Raw genomic sequence first — 19,714 nt, forward strand, 5'->3', positions numbered from 1 at the left:
TGGCTGGGTATCGGTGACGGGCTGCCGCGCGGCACGCGCCGCTCCTGCAAGGAATAGTATGCTGAGGCCGTCAGGCTCTTGCAGGGTAACTCGTATGTCACGGTGCCGGAGGTTGCCGACTCCTGCGGGCTTTCCTATACCGGACTGGAACAGCACCTGTTGTTCTACCATAAGGATCTGGTGAAGCGGCGCATCAGGATACGCAAGAAGGCTCTCCGACGGCAGCGGAAAGGGGAAATCACCGGTCGGGGTACCGTGCACGCCCCCTCTCCGGAGTTGGTGGAGAAGTATGCCGAAGCGGTGCATCTGTATGCCACGACACCCATGTCGGCCGCACGGATAGCCGGGAAGACGGGAGTGTCGAAGAAGGGATTCTACGAGCACCTGCAAAGGTGGCATCTGGACCTGGTATGCAGGCGGAAGAATATCCCCTACGAGGAAGGGCGGCTAGTGGACTGGTCTAAAGTCCGGAAATACAACCCCGCGACAAAGGCCAAATATGCCGAAGCCATCCGCCGGCTGAAAGAAAGCGGGCTGCCGACGGCACAGGTCGCCGCCGAGTTCGGGCTGCAACCCGAAGCGTTCCGCAGCTACCTGAAGGAACACGAGCCGGAACTGTATGCCCGGAAGGGAATGGTCAGGACGGATACGGGCGGCGCGGTGTCCCGCCGCAGCATGGAGAAATACAGCGAGGCCATGCACCTGTACGGCACGACAACCGAAAGCGTGAAGTCGTTGGCCAGGCGGTTCGGGTTCAACGACTGCTCGTTCGGGCAGTTCATCAGAAGGAATTTCCCCGAACTGGTCGAAAAGCACAACGAAATCGTCCAGAAAAAAGGAAAACAAAATAAATAACCGGCTTTCGTATGCCGCTCCGTTGCGGAAGATAAGCTGTCATAGACAGTCTGACAAAATTCAATTAGGATACCTACTATCAAAATGATTTGCAGGATTATCCGATTCTGTCATTTTTCAATACACTCTCTCTAATAATCATCAAGGTTAGATGGACATTCATCGCATTTTTTTTCTGTCTTTTAATCCTAAGTGTTGCATAATATCGGATAACGATTTAGGTTCAACGCAGCTGACAATCTTATTCAATCGACTATCAACTTTTGGGGAACCCCCAAGCATCATGGACATTTTTTAATATCCGGTTGCGATAAATACAGATAAATACTACATCTTCTCTCAAAATACTGTTATTGGGGACCCAGCATTATACCTTGATTTTTTAGTACATGACAAAAATTGAAAAATCCTGTCGTGAATTATTGATTATCAATTAATTATATTTGCAAAAGACCTCAAAATCTCGTAACTTTAAGGTATATAACTTCCACATTATTACCATGTTACGAAACCTCAAGGTCCCGCACAAAAGTAGTGAAATTTTCTCGGTAATCCTACCGATATTCAAAGTATCCATGAATCTTGCCCACATCAAATGCCTGTCCATGCTGCTCGGAGCACTCTGCGCCGTGCAGACGGTATGCCTTTCCAAACTGGCAGGGGCATTTGACAGCAAGGCTTCACGGGAATCCTGCTTCCGCCGCATCCAACGCTTCATGTCGCAGATGGTCCTGGACCTGGATGCCGTTGCGGGGTATCTCAAGTCGCGCATCCCGTCCGATGGCCCATACACGCTCACGATGGACCGCACGAACTGGAAGTTCGGAGAGGTGAATATCAATGCGTTAGTTCTGGGCATAGCTTACGATCATATGTCGTTCCCCATCCTGTTCAGACTGCTGCCCAAGCGGGGAAACTCCAATTGCAAGGAACGAATCAATATCATGCAGCGGTTCATCCGCCTGTTCGGTCGTGACAGTATCAAATGCCTGGTAGCGGACCGTGAGTTTGTCGGTAATGAGTGGTTCAAATGGCTCAACGACAACGCTATCCAGTACCATATCCGCATCCGCGACAACTTCTGGGTGGAAGACCCAAGAACCAACAGAAATATACGGGCCCAGCACATCTTCGCCAATCTCAAACATGGAGAGGAACGCGTCCTGTATCGTATCTATCGTATCTGTGGAGAACTCTGCTATCTGTCCGGTGCCGTTATCAAGGACAAGACCGGAAAGCCCGAACCGCAGATCCTCGTTTCCTTCTGCCGCCCGGAGGAAGCCCTCCCGGCATATAAGGAAAGATGGACTATCGAGACCATGTTTAAGGGCCTGAAATCCAGCGGATTCAATATCGAGGACACGCATATGGTTCATATCAATCGTATCGAGCAACTCTTCGGGGTTGTTATTATTGCCTATACCTGGGCCTACTGTGTTGGCATTGCCGCCAACATCAAAGTCAAGGCTGTCAGGGTTCTCAACAACGGGAGGCGTGCAATCAGCCTTGTCAAGTACGGTCTGAACTTCATCGCTGACGCTCTCCTCAATCCTTTCAGACCAAGTAAAATCAATGTGTTTGATTTTTTGTCATGTACTTAGCCTTGATTTATAAAAACAAGGAATCTATATACCAATTTACTGTCAACCAACTTTCTTCCAACTTCGCCATACTTTCTCTATAAACAGATAGAGTTAAGTTACTTACTATCTGTTGGGGAAAACAAAAATTTTTTCTCTGTTTATAGAGGAAATAAGCAATTAAATGCGGGTAAAAGAAAACTTGCTCCTTATCTACAGAACGTAGCCCATTTGAAACCCGTTTAGACTTACTTAGCATGAAGTGACAAAAATTTGGCATGAAAACAAGTATCCTCGTCATGCGCTGTAAAGTGGTACATAATATATAGTATGAAAACGTCTAATTATTGGGAAGTGTATGACCGATAAGTTCAGACTAACAATAATGAAGCAAAAAAGGTTTTGTTACAAATAAGTCTGAGTGTAAGTTATATAGAGAGATTGTTCGACAAAAATTCCGTTCTCTCCATAAGAGAAGTATTTGGGATACAAAATTATACAATTCACTGAAAATAACAATATAAAAATGATATAATTTTCAACCGAGTGCCTCATTTCAAACAGATGTTATAGGTTTTACTCAACAGTTGTTAAGTGAATCGTCTTCCAAGCAAATAAAACAAATATTGTTTACTAGCTGATTACAACCAATTTTATATTCAAATACTTCTCTTATGGAGAGAAGTAGCAGAAGATGGAGCCGGAAACGGCTTCAGAGATTTTGTGCATGTGTGAGATAACGGAATCTTTTATGGTGTAAACATGAACAGATATACTGACATGGGAAGTTATTCTCCAGCTTTTGAAAAGAATGTTTGTAACTGCTTGATATGTAGTATAATTTACAATCTTGCAGGATTAGAAGAATTGTCCTAAATCCAAAATATGGCTACTTCGGAAGGTGAAAAACAGACATGCTGGTACGTGATGCGCGACCTTAAACGGGCCAATGCCAAGTTGCCCGCATACAAGCAACTGTTGAACGAGCATTTCGAGGTGTTCACTCCCATGAAAGAGCAGTTGAGTGTTCATGGCGGCAAACGGACTCGGGAAGAAGTTCCCTTTATCCAGGATTTGCTTTTTGTTCATGATACCCAGGAAGCTATTGATCCGTTTGTGGAAAAGTATCCCACGATACAGTATCGTTTCCAGAAGGGAGGTGGTTACAAAAATCCGATGACTGTCGCTGATGCGGACATGGAGCGGTTCATACATGCTGTAAGTGTGTCGAAAAATCCGAAATATTATCTTCCTGGCGAATTGACACCCTCTATGTGCGGACGGCACATCCGTATTGTAGGCGGTCCTTTGGACGGTTATGAAGGAAAATTGCTGACTGTACGCGGGTCGAAAACGAAACGTCTGTTAGTGGAGCTGCCCGAGTTCTTTTCCGTAGGGGTGGAAGTCAATCCCGAATATATCAGGCTATTATAAAATAATGATATGTAAGCCCGACTCTATTTTGGATGATATATGGTCCAAAGTTAAAGCGGTGTGCATTGATTATGACCTGCCGGACGAGCTGCGGATATTAAAGGTTATGCTCCGGAACAAGATGAGTACTGGTTTCTGTTATCTGTTTTGACAAATGCATCTGTACAGAACAGCCCGGCGCATGTTACAATGAGGATAAAACCTGCATTTCTGGCTTTGTAAAATTGAATATACGCTAATTCCCGACAACGGATGAAACATTTTTGAAAGTAATGAATGGTTACAATTCCGGAACTGAGCCTTGCTGGATGCCATTGATGGAACTCATCGAAACATGCCTGTTCGACATCATTCACACAGAAGATACAACCGGACGATTCATTCGTCTGTATGGAGCAGGTGACTATTGGCACGCATTCGAAGAATCCGCCTACCAATTGAGTCAGCTGTTCGTGACACACGATGTAACTGTACTCAGGCATAAAGTTTACCCATTTCCCGTTTTAATGGTCAGCATCTCGGATGACGAACTCCAGGCTTACGGCAAAAATCACATCTTCAGAAAGAAAGTATCAGGGTACAGGGAACTTGTTGGGATAGGAATCTCGATGAAGCGGTACAAGGAATGGCACAAAAAAGAGGTGATGAAATTCTCTTCTCTTCCATGACTTTGCACAAGTAAAGAACAAATTCTGACATAATATGATTTTTTGGATAGTTAATTGCAGTATTGCATTCCTGATCTGTGTGTTCTGTGCGGGTATCATCATTCCCCAGATTTTGTTGATCGCTTTCCGCAAGCGGTTATTCGACCTTCCCGACGAACGGAAGATTCATCATTGTGCCGTGCCCCGGTTGGGCGGCATCGCATTCAAGCCGGTAGTGTTTTTCACCGTAGCCTTGTTGCTGGGGATCAATATGGTTATGGGGCATTCGGAGATGTTGTCCGAAATCGAGAACGATGTTCGGCCCTTGGCTTTCGCCTTCTGCTCCATCATGGTTCTGTATCTGGTTGGCATGGCCGATGACTTGATCGGCATCCGTTATCGAGCCAAGTTCGTTATCCAGATTCTGTGCGGCATGATGCTTATCGCCGGTGGTATATATATCGATAACCTGTACGGCATTCTAGGCATTCATTCGGTTCCATTATGGCTGGGGTATCCTCTGACCATTCTGTTCGTGGTCTTCATCATCAATGCCATCAACCTGATCGATGGCATTGACGGACTGGCTTCCGGGCTATGCAGTATTGCCTGTTTGCTTTATGGGTTGACTTTTCTTATGTTTCACCAGTATATATATGCCATGCTGGCGTTCGCCACATTAGGGGTGTTAGTGCCGTTCTTTTATTACAATGTTTTCGGGAATGCCGAGCACGGAAAAAAGATTTTCATGGGTGACACAGGCAGCCTGACCGTTGGCATGATGCTCTGTCTTCTCAGTCTCAAGTTGACTATGTGTGGGACAGATGATAATACGGTACATATAAATCCGATGGTGCTGGCATTCTCCCCGCTGCTGATTCCTTGCTGTGATGTGGTCCGGGTTTATCTGCATCGGGTACGCAACGGAAAGAACCCGTTCTTGCCGGATAAGAACCATATCCACCATAAACTACTTGCTGTCGGAATGCAGCAGCGAAGTGTCATGATTATCGTCATATCCGTATCGACCGTATTCATACTGTTTAATATTCTTCTCTCCCTTTATCTGAATGTAAACTGGATCGTACTAGTCGATATCCTGATATGGACTTTCACCAATATCCGACTGACGAAACGTATCGGACAGCTTCAGTCGAGACAGGCAACCAACAAATAAAAATCAATGAAATATGAAAATCAGATACATTTTACTCTTATTGACCGTGGCTTCCCTGCTAGGATCATGTGCCGCGCCGAAAGTCGCTTATTTTACGGACCTGAAACCGGGTATGGCAGAGCAGGTTCTTAATCCATTGGAAATCAGGGTACGTCCCGAAGACAAGATTTCCATATTGGTCAACAGCAAAGACCCTTTGTTGATGGACCTTTTCAACCTTCCGATTATATCCCGACAAATCGGTATAAGATCAGAAGCATCCAACAATCAAGGAATGTCAGGATACACGATAAACAAGGATGGAAATATCGATTTTCCCGTGCTGGGGCATATCCATGTGGCGGGAATGACACGCGAGGAGATTGCCTTGTGCATAAAAGAAGAGTTGATCTCGAAAAACCTCGTAAAAGATCCGGTAGTAACAGTGGAATTCATGAACCTGACCGTTTCCGTGTTGGGTGAGGTCGCCAACCCCGGACGTTTCAATATCGACAAGGACAGGCTGACGCTCCTGGACGCTTTAAGCATGGCCGGGGACCTTACCGTCTACGGGAAACGGGAGAACGTGCTGGTACAGCGGGAGGAAAACGGCAAAAAGACCCTGTACCGGGTCAATCTGAATTCGGGATATGACCTTTATGCTTCTCCCGTGTACTACCTGCAACAGAACGATATTGTTTATGTCGAACCTAACTCGGTCAGGGCAAGACAATCGACAGTCAATGGGAACAACGTGCGGTCTACCTCTTTTTGGTTATCGTTGGCCTCGCTGCTGACCACCATTACCGTGTTGATCGTGAAATAAATATAGAATCTGATATGGCCGTAAATCAAAAGAATACAAAACCGGGACAGCCGGATGATTTCCTGCGGATACAGGATCTGTTGTACCTGTGCCTCGCGAGGTGGAAGTGGTTCGTCCTGTCTTTGGCGATAACGACAGGTGTTGCTGCTGTCTATCTGCTGTGTACCCCTGCCGTATATACACGCACTGCTTCGGTGTTGATCAAGGAGGATTCCAAAGGCAAGTCGGTTTCCCCGGATCTGGAATCCTTTTCGGAGTTTGGGTTGTTCCAGTCCAGCACCAATGTAAATAACGAACTCATCACCTTTCAGTCGCCGGCTTTAATGACCGAGGTAGTTAAACGATTTCGTTTGGATATGAATTACTTCGTTCCGGGGAAATTCCACCGTCAGGTGGCCTATGGACTGACATTACCAGTGGATGTAACGATAAGTGACTTTCCTGAAAACGAATCGGCTGGGTTTACATTGGAAGTACAGCCAGACAGCACATTACTCTTATCCGACTTTACACGTAACGGGACGGAGCTCGACGGAAAGGATATAAAGGGCCGCTTGCTCGACTCCATCACTACGCCATTAGGGAAAATCATTATCCATGCAACCCCCAATTATGTGAAAGGCGAGACATACACATTGTATGTAGGTAAATCCAGTTTGTATGATGCTGTAAACTCCTGCTCGTCCAATCTGTCCGTTTCATTGAATAATGAGAAAGCGTCAGTTATCGACCTGTCATTCAGGGATAATTCTGTACAACGGGCGGAGGATGTATTGAGCATGTTGATTTCCGTTTATAATGAGAACTGGGTGAAGGACAAGAACCAGATCGCTATCAGCACCTCGATGTTCATCAACGAGCGTTTGGGCGTAATCGAACAGGAACTGGGCAACGTGGACGAGGACATTTCATCCTACAAGTCCGAACATCTGTTACCCGACGTGCAGGCGGCTTCGAGCATGTATATGGCGCAGAGCAGCCAGACGAATGCGCAGATTCTGGCTTTGAACAACCAGCTCTACATGACCCGCTACATCCGGAACTATTTGTCCAATGACGCCAACCGTACCCAACTGCTTCCGGCCAATTCCGGCATTGAAAGCGCCAATATTGAATCGCAGATTGCCGAATACAACAAACAACTGTTGCAGCGCAACAGCCTGGTTGCGAACAGTAGTACGGAAAATCCGCTGGTCGTTGATATGGATCAGGCCCTGGCATCCATGCGTGGGGCGATAATCAGGTCTATCGACAATCAGATAGTAACCTTGAATTCGCAGATAAAAAGTTTGCGGCAGACGGAGCAACAGACAACATCACGTATAGCAGCTAACCCTACACAAGCCAAATACCTGCTCTCGGTGGAACGCCAGCAGAAGGTAAAGGAGGCTCTTTATTTGTTCTTACTGCAAAAGCGTGAGGAGAACGAACTCTCACAGGCATTTACGGCCTACAATACCCGTATTGTTGCCCCGCCCCACGGTAGCATGTTGCCGATGTCACCCGTGCGCAAAAACATCTTAATGGTCGCGTGTGCTTTGGGACTGCTTATTCCGGTAGTCATTATCTTTATATGTGAGAACATGAATACCCGTGTACGGGGAAGAAAAGATCTGGAAAGCGTAACCGTACCGTTCATCGGTGAAATTCCGCTGTTCACAAGAAAGAAGAAAGGAATATTCAGAAAGAAACCACAGGAAGTCAGGGCCATTGTTGTCAAGGAGGGCAGCCGTGACATCATCAACGAGGCATTCCGTGTATTGCGTACCAACTTGGAGTTCATGACTGGCAAGGATAAGGCATCGAATGTCATCATCGTGACCTCGTTCAATCCGGGCAGCGGCAAGTCGTTCCTGACCATGAATATCGCCGTGAGCTTTGCCATTAAAGGGAAGAAAGTGTTGGTAATCGACGGTGACCTGCGTCACGGCTCTGCGTCATCCTATATCGACTCTCCTACCAAGGGGTTGAGCGACTATCTTGGCGGCAGGATTGACAATCTCAATGAAATAATTGTCACCAATCCGAAACAGAAATATCTGGACATCCTTCCTGTCGGCACCATACCTCCCAACCCCACCGAACTGTTGTTCGACGACCGGCTGAAACAGGTAATAGATACCGTAAGGGAACAATACGAATATGTGCTGATTGACTGTCCGCCCATCGAACTGGTGGCCGACACGCAGATAATCGAGAAGCTGGCTGACCGTACTATTTTCGTGGTTCGTGCAGGATTGCTTGAACTGAGTATGCTTGCTGAACTGGAGAAAATCTACGGGGAGAAAAAATACAAGAACATGTCCCTGATCCTGAATGGAACCGAGGGAAGCGGTGGTCGCTACGGATACCGTTATGGCTATCGGTATGGTTATCACTATGGTTACGGTTCGGAATATCACTATGGTTCCGATGAAAAATATATAGAGTAAATCGTTGATTATCAAGCAATTAAATACGGAGTAAGAATGTAAATTTGATTTCCCTATTGTTTCACTAAAAATCACAACTATGGCACAGAACGATTTTACAGAAGACAAAGCGACCTTATTCGGTGCGGGTATGGTTACTGTAGGTGTATTTGGTAAAACAGCATTGATTACCAAAGGAGTCGGAGTGGTTGCCGCAACAAAAGCCGGAGTATTGGCTGGTGGATTTATCTGTCCTCCTGCGGCTATCTGTATCGGTTTAGCTTGTGTTGGGGCCGGGTTGATAAATCATTTCGGCAAGCGAAACTGGTGGTGAAGTTTATCACCGGGACAATCAATTCATTCCCGGATTCCGCATATATGTCATGTGGAATCGGGAATGATTAAAAAGTTTTATGTCATTATATGTGGTTTTTTAAAAAAAGGGAAAAACAAAATATAATAAAGCTAATCGGTTTTACAGACTATCATTCGCATATTCTTCCGGGCGTGGATGACGGTGTACAAACGATGGACGAATCTTTGGAAATTCTACGTTTGTATGAGGAGCAAGGGATCAAATCCGTATGGCTCACACCGCACATCATGGAAGACATTCCCAATACGACTGCCCATCTTCGCGACCGTTTTGCAGAATTGCAGGCTGCTTACACAGGTGGCGTACAACTGCACCTTGCAGCGGAAAACATGCTTGACAATCTCTTTGAGGAACGGCTGGGAAAGAATGACCTGCTACCTTTAGGCGAGAATGGCGACCACCTGCTGGTGGAAACCTCTTATTTCAGTCCTCCGATGGGCTTGAAAAATATCCTGCTTCGCATCAAATCTAAAGGATACCACCCTGTTCTCGCCCATCCGGAGCGTTATGCTTATATGGATGAATCGGATTACCGACAGCTAAAAGACATGGGTGTGAAATTCCAGATTAATCTTCCATCAATAGCGGGTATGTATGGCAACCGGATTAAGAAAAAGGCCATGTTTCTTATGAGAGAACAGGCTATTGCTTATATAGGGACAGATATTCACAGTTACAGTATATTTCAAAAGTTCATTTGTACAAGCGTTACAAGAAACGTACAAAAACTGCTTGATTTATAGTCAAGATTATTGCGGCTATGGATAGCCAAGCTATAACAAAAATTCCTATTAATAAACAACAAGATGACAAGCGGAGAAAAGGCTCTTTATCATTCCATTATAGAGCAGTTAAAAGATAAGGAACTTTCCGATAGCCAAAAAGACAATTTTGTGAAAAAGCTGGATGAACTGTTCAAAAGTATGAATGACCAATCAAAAGAATTTCAATTAAACTCAATTTTATGAAAGCATGTTTTATGGGCTTGGGCTATATCGGATTGCCTACAGCCATTATCGCAGCAAAGCACGGAGTACAGGTAACGGGTGTTGACATCAACCCCAAAGTTGTAGAGCTGACCAATCAAGGTAAGCTCCACATCATTGAACCGGGGATGGAAGAAATGCTGCAAGAAGTTGTGAAAAACGGGACATTGCACGCAAGCACGAAGCCGGAGACAAGTGACGCTTACTTTATGGTTGTTCCCACCCCGTTCAAAGGTAATCATGAGCCTGATATTTCGTATGTAGAGGTGGCAACTCGTGCTGTACTTCCTTTTCTCAAGGAAGGTGACTTATATGTAATTGAAAGCACATCACCCGTTGGTACGACTGATAAAATGCGTGACTTAATTTTCGCTGAGCGTCCTGAATTGGAAGGTAAAATTTATATCGCCTATTGCCCCGAGCGTGTACTTCCGGGCAATGTGATTTATGAGTTGGTACATAACGACCGTGTCATTGGCGGTATGAACGAAGAAAGTACAACAAAAGCAATCGAGTTCTACTCGCAGTTCGTACAGGGGACGCTGCATCGGACTAATTGCAAGACCGCTGAAATGTGCAAACTGACTGAGAACAGCAGTCGTGACGTGCAGATAGCTTTTGCCAATGAACTTTCATTGATTTGCGACAAGGCAGGGATTAATGTTTGGGAACTTATCAGGCTTGCCAACAAACATCCGCGCGTAAATATCCTGCAACCTGGCTGTGGAGTCGGAGGTCATTGTATTGCTATCGATCCATATTTCATTACAGCGGATTTTCCGGTTGAAAGTCGCATAATTTCTACAGCACGCGAAATCAACAATTATAAATCGTTCTATTGTGCTGAAAAAGTAAAGAACGCCATGTTTGAATTTGAACTGAAAAATCACTGTAAGCCTGTGGTAGCAATGATGGGGTTGGCATTCAAACCGGACATTGACGATTTGCGTGAATCTCCAGCAAAATATATCACAACTAAAGTAATGCAAGGATGTAATAATGCCAACATTTTAGTGGTAGAGCCAAATGTGAAAGAACATAACGTGTTCAAGTTGACAGACTATAAAGAGGCTTATGACAAAGCCGATATTGTTGTGTTCCTTACAGCCCATACACCTTTCAAAGAACTACCGTGGAAAGATGATAAAGTGATACTTGATTTCTGTGGAATATTTAAGCAATAGAGGTAGACAATCATTAAGTTTACCAAGACTTACCCTCCCAATAAACGTACACATATACTGATTGCAGATTTACAGAAAATCTATTGCTTTAAGAAGATGACATTAAGCCAAGTTTTCAAATCAAGATTGTTGTCAAATATTTGGAATCAGTTTCTCCTTTATGGTTTCAGTAGCATTATACCAATTCTACTAATTCCATATTTGTTGAACGTTATAGGAGTAGAAAAATACGGTCTTGTAAATTTTGCCATTATATTTAGCTTTTACTTTCAGATATTCAATGAGTTCGGTTTCGATTTATCTAATGTCAGGCATGTCGTCAATAATAGAGACAATCAAGAAAAATTGGGAAGGATAGTTTCTTCTATTCTGCAATGTAAGTTTTTTCTCATACTCTGTTCTCTATTTGTTTATATTTTAGTTGTAGGGTTGATTCCTTCACTAAGGAATGAACTCACGCTTTATATATTAGCCTTTATTCGTTTGATAGGGGTTGTCATTGCTCCCTATTGGCTTTTCCGTTCAATGGAGGACATTAAATATATAACACGTATCAGCGTGCCAATAAAGCTATTATGTATATTGCCTATTTTTTTAATCGTTAAGTCTACTGATGATTATGCATTGGTGATGTTGTGCTATGCTCTTGAAACATTTGTTTCAGGTATTGTCGCTTTATTCATTGCCCAAAAAAGATACGGGATCAAACTTCAAATAGTCTCGGCACAAGAAGTGAAATTTTATCTTAAGGATAGTATTCCGTTTTTCTCATCAACTTTTTTGATGAGAGCCTATAAAACAATGAATACCTTAGTGCTTGGCTTTATTCTTGGAGATTTTGCAGTCGGATTATATACAGCTGCGGAAAAACTTCATAATGCGTATTCATCATTTGTTTCTCCGCTTTTATCTCAGATATTTTACCCATATTTCACAAGGATAAAAAATATGGGTAGAGCGACTAAGATGGTATTGCTTTTATGTATTGCCAATACAATCGCTTTAGCTTGTATATATTTCTTATCACCGTATCTTATACCGATTTTTATTAAGACTGAAACAGCAAGTATAACCACGTATTTCAACCTATTCTTGCTTTTATTGGCGATTAGTGTGCCAGCTGACATGTTCGGTTTCCCTTATTTGGGCGTACTTGGAAAAATCAATGAGGTAAATATGACAACCATTTATTCTGCAATCATATACATCATTGTTGTCCTTGTCTTGATTCTTACTCACAGTATTAGCATAGGAAGTGTTATTTGGGCTTTGATTATAGCGAACGTGGGATGTTTGGTTTTGCGCCTATATTTAGCCAATAAAGTAAGAGTTGGTAATGTTGATAAACAATAGGATATACAATATAGATACTAATTCTCGACATTGGGCTATTTCTTTAGCCTTAATTGTAATCTTGTCTGTAATAATGACATTTATTCCTTTTGTAGGACTGTGTTTGTCATTAATGTTTTTCAGACAAAGGTTTGCCCCCATTCTATTTATTATCTTTTCTTTCTATTTTGGTTGGTTTTATGAGCCACAAATGGATTTGTTGGTTCATTATGAGCATTTTCATCGTATTGCCGACAAATCATTGGTTGAGCAATGGATGGACTCTGGAACATCAAAATATGGCAAAGAAATATATCCTGTATTATTTAAATATTTCATTGGTTTAATTGCTGATAACCGGAATTTTTTCTCTGCTTGTGCGTGTGTGGTATATACTTCTCTATTTATATTTGGAGTCGTAAAACCACTCCAGCCATTATATATGCAGAAAATGTCAATTCCTGCATGGCTACTCTTCCTGGGAGTGATTTTTACTGTAGAATACTATTGGTTTCTCGGTTTTCGCTTTTGGAGCGGAGCATTTGTTTTTACTGGCTTCTATTTGAGATACCTTAATTCAGGAGCCGTTAAGTACCTTTGGTTATCTGCGTTATGTATTTGTTTTCACTATTCACTACTCGCCTTATGTGTCGCGGCTGTATTAAACCTACTCTTGCGATATAGGTTTAAAGTGTACTATTTAATTCTTATCGTATCATTCATCGTTCGCTTTGCGAAAATCGCGTTTGTCACTAATATCGCACAATTTGGCATATTTGAAAACTACGTCAAAGAGAGCGTTAGGAATCAAAATATCATACAGTCTGTTGGAAAGTATGCAGAGGAAATACGCGAGTATGGTAATCAGTTCTATTTGCTTCGTGAAACAATTGCCGTTTTCGGTGTCTTGGCTGTGATCTATATACTATATAAAAAAATAGGGAAAGAATTTTGGGAGCAGAATGTCAAATTCTGGGGGTTCTGTATTCTCCTATTGTCTTTTGCCAATTTCGGATATGTCAGTTTGACTTTTTATGATAGATTCTTCAAACTTGCCGTGCTATTCTTATATGTTTTTACATATATGTGGGTTATGGATATTCAATCCAAATTGAGTTTTAAGTCCCAGCTACTAATAACTATGGTTACAATTATACCGGTATTGTATTTCATTGTTACACCATTAGTTGAACAGAGGCACATGTTGTTCCAACTAAACTTATGGTTTAGTAATCTATGTTCATGATGAAAAATTTTGTAATCTGAATTTCTCATCGTGCTGATGTATGGTCTATGGATAGCTACCAATACGAACAACCAAAAAGGCATAACATCAGAAAACGAAAATAGATTAACCGTTGATGTTCAATGTTCTTAATTATTTTAATCATATCAATTGAAACACTAACAATGAGGGTATTAATAACTGTTCCCACTAAATCCGGATATGGAGGAGTAACTAATTATTATTTAGGGATTAAAGAGTATTGGAAAGAAAATATTGAATATTTTTATTTCGGTCGTAAGCCTTGGCGTAATATATTTTATCCATTTTTAATTATCCGTTTTATAATCCGATTGATTTGCTTTAAACCTGATATAGTACTACTTAACCCATCGCTTGGAGATAAAGCCTTAAAACGAGATTTTATATATTTAAACATTTGCCGATTTTTCAGAAAGAAAACATCCGTATTTATTCATGGTTTCAATTTCGAGTATGCTAAAAATGCAGATTGGAAATGGATAAGTGCCAATTTGAATAAGGCCTTGTGTATTTTTGTGTTATCCCAAGATTTCAAGAATGAATTGATAAGGAGGGGGATAAAATCTGATATACATCTAACTTCGACAAAAGTACCCGATTATTTTATTTCAGGTTTTGACCTTTCGATGAGACAAGGAAAAGCCGAAAACATTATGTATAGCGGGCGAATAGAAAAGGCCAAGGGTGTATATGAAACAGTCGATACATTTTCAATACTTAAGTCACAATACAAGGATCTGACATTGACCTTTGTCGGTGATGGCTCAGAACTTCCTATGTTGAAACAATATGTTGAGAATAAGAAAATAAAGGATGTCCGTTTTACTGGAGAGTTACGTGGGGAAGATTTTAAAAAGGAATACATTAACGCCGATATGTATTTGTTTCTAAGTTATACGGAAGGTATGCCAACTGTGGTTTTGGAAGCAATGATTTTCGGACTCCCTATTTTTACCAGAAAAGTGGGTGGCCTAATAGATTTCTTTGAAAATGGAAAGATGGGATATATATCAAGTTCGTTAGATCCGGCAGTTTTTGCAGAAGCAATGAAACCATATATCGAGAATCCTGCTAAAATGAGGAGTGTATCAATATATAATTCCGAATATGCGAAAACCCATTTTGTTGCATCCGTTGTTGTCCGAAAATTTGAAAATACACTAAAGAAATATATTGAGCTATGAATATTCTGAGAATCAAGAAGCTAATATTTTTACACCTCCAACATCTACCCATGAAATCAAGGGCATGGAGACCATTAGTTTGCAAATGGGGTGGAGTGCAGATAATCAGCCCCAAAAGAACGTTTATCGGTGAGGGCGTCATATTTGACACAAATTATCCACAAGATATTTTTATCGAAGAAGGTGTTCGTTTGACATCGGGGGTGAAAATAGTAACACATTTCATGAATCCTAATACTGGAAGTTACGACAGGGGGAAGGTTCATATCTGCAAAGGCGCCTATCTCGGAATGAATACTTTGGTGGTAAAACCTGTAACAATTGGAGAGCGAGCTATAATTGGAGCAGGTTCTGTTGTGACCAAAGATATACCAGCCAATGAAGTTTGGGCAGGAAATCCCGCAAAATTTATAAGAAAACGGTAGGATTAATTCATATGGACATTATATCATTCTATAGGGTAGAACGTTGGCTATTTGAACGCCATATTCCGGTTTTGCCCAAAATCGTACAACTATTGATTTTTCTCATTTTCAATTCAAAAATAACCGCTGATTCAAAAATAGGAAAAGGGTCATACTGTGTGTGCAAAGGGATTAGCACTGTCTTAATACCGGGAACAGAAATCGGAGAAAATTGCGTATTAGGATTGCGATTTTCTACTGTACGGCAGTTTCCATATAAAGAAGTTCCTTGTCTAAAGAATAATGTTTGGGTGGGACCTAATGTTATTATTGCTGGCCCTGTTGTAATAGAAGATGATGTGGTAATCGCTGGAAATTCATTTGTCAACCGAAGTGTTCCCAAAGGTGCTATTGTAGCAGGATGTCCGGCAAAGATTATTGGCTGGAGAAAGAATCTTGATTATGCGATTGAGACAAACCCAAAGTATAAAGATGGCCGTATGCCATTCTTGACAAAATGAATAACACCAATGAATGATATTGCAGATGCTTTTTATAAGCTAAAAATTTATTGTGAGACTGAACATTTCAAGGGTTGGGATCCGTATGATGGTCTCAACTCTAAAATTTTTCAGGCAATTCCGCTGCTGAAAAAGTCTGTATTGTGCAGATTGATGGTCATACAAGGTTTCAAGCGTTGCCCTTTCAATATGAGACGGATGGCTTTCGTTCCGAAAGAGTATAACGCAAAAGGTATCGGGCTGTTCTTGTCCGGATATTGCAATCTGTATAAAGTTGTGGAAAATCATCCGCAATTATCCGAAAAAATGGGAACGTTGGAGATGATAAAGGCTCGGATTGAAGAATTGGCAGAGTTGCTTATATCCTTACAATCTAAAGGCTACAGCGGTGCTTGCTGGGGGTATAACTTCGATTGGCAGGCACGCCGTCTGTTTCTTTTTCCCAAATTCACGCCCACAGTAGTTGCTACAAATTTCTGTGCCACGGCACTGATGCAGGCATATGAAATAACTAGGAACAAACACTATTTGGAGATTGCATTAAGTGCAGCGGATTTTGTAATAAAAGATTTGCATCGCACGCCGTATAATGGTGGCTTTCTCTTTTCTTATAGTCCGTTAGAGGGTAATGACACTGTGTTCAATGCTTCGCTGCTCGGTTCTCGATTGTTGAGTTATTGTTTTTATTATACACAACAGGAGGAATACAAAAGACTAGCGGAGCTATCCATTAAAGCCTGTTGTTCCGGGCAACGGGAAGACGGGGCTTGGGTATATGGAATGCTCTCCGTACAGAATTGGGTAGACAGCTTTCATACAGGATATAATTTAGATGCGCTGATCGCTTATCAAGAGTTGACAGAGGATCATGCTTTCAATGGTTACATCGAAAAAGGTTTCGACTACTATGTCAATCATTTTTTCGAAGCGGACGGAACTCCTAAATATTATGATAACCGAATGTATCCTATTGACATCCATTGTCCAGGGCAGCTATTGATAACATTGACCCGCCTACATAAGATGAAAAAATATGAGGAACTTGCCAAAAAAGTATTGCAATGGACAATCCGAAATATGCAAGATAAAAAGGGGTATTTCTACTACCAATTAAAACCTGGCATCAGTTCTAAAATCTCGTATATGCGATGGAGTAATGCATTTATGTTTAATGCAATGTCGCATTATTTACTCGCAATATAAAATTTCCAACATAAATGAATAAAGTTTCTTTAAACGGAGTCGAAATATATCCGTTCGATTCCGAACAGTCTTTGTTGTCTTTTGTAAACGATAATAAGGGCATATTAGTAGCCATAAATGCTGAGAAAATTTTACATGCTACAGATCAGACACGAGGAATTATCAATCGGAACATAGGGTATTGCGATGGAGCCGGCGCACAAATGGCTCTCAAACAAAAAGGTTTTGAAAATGCGTGTAAAATTCCCGGTTGTGAGTTGTGGCTCAAAATTGTAGCTCAATTTTATAGAGAAAAGACTTTTTATTTGATAGGTGGTAAACCTCAAATCATAGAAGAAACTGTGTCTAAACTGCGTAAAGAATATGCAGGGATTCACATTATCGGTTATCGGGATGGATATATCAAGGCAAACGAGGAACGGGAAAGACTTATAAAAGACATAACCGAAAAAAGACCTGATGTGGTATTTGTGGCTATGGGGTCTCCTAAACAGGAATTACTGATGGAAGAAATACAGCATAGACACAAAGCCATCTTTCAAGGATTAGGCGGCAGCTTCGATGTATATACTGGCCATGTGGAAAGGGCTCCTAAATGGTGGGTGAACCACAATCTTGAATTTGCCTATCGGTTGCTCAAAGAACCGAAAAGAATAAAACGGCAAATTCACTTGATAAAGTATGCCTGGTGGCTGATAACTAAAAAATTATAGAACAATGAAGAAGGTAATGCTGGTCTTCGGGACTCGTCCGGAGGCCATTAAGATGGCTCCGTTGGTGAAGGAGTTCCAAAAAAAATCAGCAGACTTTGAAACAATCGTCTGCGTGACGGGGCAGCATCGTGAAATGCTCGATCAGGTGTTGCAGATATTCGATATCAAGCCGAATTATGACTTGAACATCATGAAGCAGGGGCAAGATCTGTATGATGTAACCGCCCGTGTGCTGACCGGGATGCGTGATGTGTTGAACAAGGCGAAACCTGATGTGGTATTGGTGCACGGTGACACAACCACTTCTACTGCCGCCGCACTCGCAGCTTTCTATCAGCAGATCCCTGTAGGTCATGTAGAAGCGGGCCTGCGTACCCACAACATATACAGCCCTTGGCCGGAGGAGATGAACAGACAAATAACAGGGCGCATTGCCACCTATCACTTTTCTCCGACCGCTTTAAGCAAGAAAAATCTGTTGACGGAAGGTGTGCAGGAGGACAAGATAACCGTAACAGGGAATACGGTCATCGATGCCCTTCATATCGTTGTTGATAAAATAAAGACTGACGGAGCTCTACAACAAGAACTTGCCGGGGTGCTGGAAAAAGCGGGTTACGATACCTCACGGCTTGCTGATGGCAAGAAACTCGTTTTGATAACCGGACACCGACGTGAAAATTTCGGAGACGGATTCATCAGCATGTGCACAGCCATTAAGGATCTGACGGCAAAATATCCATATGTGGACTTTGTCTATCCGATGCACTTGAACCCCAATGTCCGCAAACCTATCCATGAAGTATTCGGGGAGAATTTGAATAGTTTGGGAAATATGTTCTTTATCGAACCATTGGAATATCTGAGTTTCGTGTTCCTGATGGAAAAAGTGACCCTTGTCCTTACCGACAGCGGTGGTATTCAGGAAGAGGCTCCGGGGTTAGGCAAACCGGTACTGGTGATGCGTGACACCACCGAACGTCCGGAGGCGTTGGATGCAGGAACGGTAAAATTGGTAGGAACCGATTATAACAAAATTGTCTCCGAGGTATCGATTTTATTGGATGATGCATCTGCTTATGAGCAAATGAGTAAAGCCATTAATCCTTACGGTGACGGAAAAGCGTGTATGCGTATAACGCAAACACTTAATGTTCGGTTGTAACTTTTGTATTTTCTTGACACATTCACCAGAAGAAATATGTTAGTACCGAAGGTGAATGTCGTATTGCAGGCGGACAAAGACATCGGCAGCATAACAGAGGCAGACATTTGGCTCAATTGTATGGACGGCAACGGTAACTTCTTGTCTGTGGCTGCGGAAGACCATACCGGCGACGGACATTACATTGCCACCTTGCCGTTAGACTACAGCCCGGTAGAGCCTTTCATCCAAGTTCACTTGAATGAAATGGTCTATGATTACCTGTCCATTCCGAATTTCAAAGCGGGACAGGAATGTCAAATCTCGCTTATACTCGGTACGGACGGGCTTCGCACACCGGGAATAGGAGCTGAAATCGACGACTGGGAAGTTGTGGAAGGAGATGTCACATTCGTAAAATGACAAAATATAATAAATGACGCCTGCTGGTTTTGTTATCATTGGCAGGCGTTTCACTTTTTATCCCTCAT

The 19,714-nt window shown here is 42.3% G+C and carries 20 protein-coding genes; all 20 read left to right on the forward strand.

From position 1 onward, the window contains the following. The first annotated feature begins 102 nt into the window (after positions 1–102). The 20 genes from DW896_RS09530 (at position 103) to DW896_RS09620 (ending at position 19,646) form a co-directional block, all read left to right on the forward strand. A complete protein-coding gene (locus tag DW896_RS09530; RefSeq protein ID WP_004303991.1) occupies positions 103–855 on the forward strand; it encodes a hypothetical protein in 753 nt (250 codons plus the stop codon). Between the two features lie 500 nt (positions 856–1,355). Continuing rightward, positions 1,356–2,456, forward strand: coding sequence for an IS4 family transposase (locus tag DW896_RS09535; protein ID WP_278966791.1), 1,101 nt, complete (start codon positions 1,356–1,358; stop codon positions 2,454–2,456). Positions 2,457–3,320: 864 nt separating this feature from the next. Beyond that, complete coding sequence (locus tag DW896_RS09540; protein ID WP_004293535.1) at positions 3,321–3,869, forward strand: UpxY family transcription antiterminator; 549 nt, start codon at positions 3,321–3,323, stop codon at positions 3,867–3,869. A 272-nt stretch (positions 3,870–4,141) separates the two neighbouring features. Then, on the forward strand, positions 4,142–4,537 hold the full coding sequence (locus tag DW896_RS09545) for a hypothetical protein (RefSeq protein ID WP_004293534.1): 396 nt from the start codon (positions 4,142–4,144) through the stop codon (positions 4,535–4,537). 34 nt (positions 4,538–4,571) lie between these two features. Further along, positions 4,572–5,693: an MraY family glycosyltransferase gene (locus DW896_RS09550; RefSeq protein WP_004293533.1), complete on the forward strand. Its 1,122-nt coding sequence runs from the start codon at positions 4,572–4,574 to the stop codon at positions 5,691–5,693. A gap of 13 nt (positions 5,694–5,706) precedes the next feature. Then, complete coding sequence (locus DW896_RS09555; protein WP_004293532.1) at positions 5,707–6,498, forward strand: polysaccharide biosynthesis/export family protein; 792 nt, start codon at positions 5,707–5,709, stop codon at positions 6,496–6,498. 14 nt (positions 6,499–6,512) lie between these two features. Beyond that, entirely contained in the window at positions 6,513–8,930 is a 2,418-nt protein-coding gene (locus DW896_RS09560; protein ID WP_004293531.1) for a polysaccharide biosynthesis tyrosine autokinase, read from the forward strand. A gap of 79 nt (positions 8,931–9,009) precedes the next feature. After that, complete coding sequence (locus DW896_RS09565) at positions 9,010–9,243, forward strand: hypothetical protein (RefSeq protein ID WP_004293530.1); 234 nt, start codon at positions 9,010–9,012, stop codon at positions 9,241–9,243. Between the two features lie 89 nt (positions 9,244–9,332). Next, positions 9,333–10,028, forward strand: a complete 696-nt coding sequence (locus tag DW896_RS09570; protein ID WP_004293529.1) for a tyrosine-protein phosphatase — start codon at positions 9,333–9,335, stop codon at positions 10,026–10,028. Between the two features lie 63 nt (positions 10,029–10,091). Beyond that, the gene (locus DW896_RS21470; RefSeq protein ID WP_004293528.1) at positions 10,092–10,253 is read left to right on the forward strand and encodes a hypothetical protein; all 162 of its coding nucleotides are present in this window, start codon (positions 10,092–10,094) and stop codon (positions 10,251–10,253) included. Then, a complete protein-coding gene (gene wecC / locus DW896_RS09575; protein ID WP_119993155.1) occupies positions 10,250–11,455 on the forward strand; it encodes a UDP-N-acetyl-D-mannosamine dehydrogenase in 1,206 nt (401 codons plus the stop codon). Before DW896_RS21470 ends, wecC begins: the two co-directional genes overlap by 4 nt. Before the next feature lie 96 nt (positions 11,456–11,551). Continuing rightward, entirely contained in the window at positions 11,552–12,808 is a 1,257-nt protein-coding gene (locus DW896_RS09580; protein ID WP_004303994.1) for an oligosaccharide flippase family protein, read from the forward strand. Then, positions 12,792–14,033 (forward strand): hypothetical protein, encoded by a 1,242-nt coding sequence (locus DW896_RS09585; RefSeq protein WP_004293525.1) that lies wholly within the window; start codon positions 12,792–12,794, stop codon positions 14,031–14,033. Before DW896_RS09580 ends, DW896_RS09585 begins: the two co-directional genes overlap by 17 nt. Before the next feature lie 122 nt (positions 14,034–14,155). Then, positions 14,156–15,238, forward strand: coding sequence for a glycosyltransferase family 4 protein (locus DW896_RS09590; protein ID WP_004293524.1), 1,083 nt, complete (start codon positions 14,156–14,158; stop codon positions 15,236–15,238). Beyond that, the gene (locus tag DW896_RS09595) at positions 15,235–15,663 is read left to right on the forward strand and encodes an acyltransferase (protein ID WP_004303995.1); all 429 of its coding nucleotides are present in this window, start codon (positions 15,235–15,237) and stop codon (positions 15,661–15,663) included. Before DW896_RS09590 ends, DW896_RS09595 begins: the two co-directional genes overlap by 4 nt. Before the next feature lie 11 nt (positions 15,664–15,674). Continuing rightward, a complete protein-coding gene (locus tag DW896_RS09600) occupies positions 15,675–16,163 on the forward strand; it encodes a serine O-acetyltransferase (RefSeq protein ID WP_004293522.1) in 489 nt (162 codons plus the stop codon). 9 nt (positions 16,164–16,172) lie between these two features. Next, positions 16,173–17,366 (forward strand): glycoside hydrolase family 88 protein, encoded by a 1,194-nt coding sequence (locus DW896_RS09605; RefSeq protein ID WP_119993157.1) that lies wholly within the window; start codon positions 16,173–16,175, stop codon positions 17,364–17,366. 14 nt (positions 17,367–17,380) lie between these two features. After that, positions 17,381–18,079 (forward strand): WecB/TagA/CpsF family glycosyltransferase, encoded by a 699-nt coding sequence (locus DW896_RS09610; protein ID WP_004293520.1) that lies wholly within the window; start codon positions 17,381–17,383, stop codon positions 18,077–18,079. A 4-nt stretch (positions 18,080–18,083) separates the two neighbouring features. Beyond that, on the forward strand, positions 18,084–19,244 hold the full coding sequence (wecB, locus tag DW896_RS09615) for a non-hydrolyzing UDP-N-acetylglucosamine 2-epimerase (protein WP_004293519.1): 1,161 nt from the start codon (positions 18,084–18,086) through the stop codon (positions 19,242–19,244). 36 nt (positions 19,245–19,280) lie between these two features. Further along, positions 19,281–19,646 carry a hypothetical protein gene (locus DW896_RS09620; RefSeq protein WP_004293518.1) on the forward strand — a complete coding sequence of 122 codons (366 nt, stop codon included), beginning with the start codon at positions 19,281–19,283 and terminating at the stop codon, positions 19,644–19,646. Positions 19,647–19,714 lie beyond the last annotated feature (68 nt).

This window comes from Bacteroides sp. AM41-16, from assembly GCF_003603495.1.
Taxonomy (GTDB): domain Bacteria; phylum Bacteroidota; class Bacteroidia; order Bacteroidales; family Bacteroidaceae; genus Bacteroides; species Bacteroides uniformis.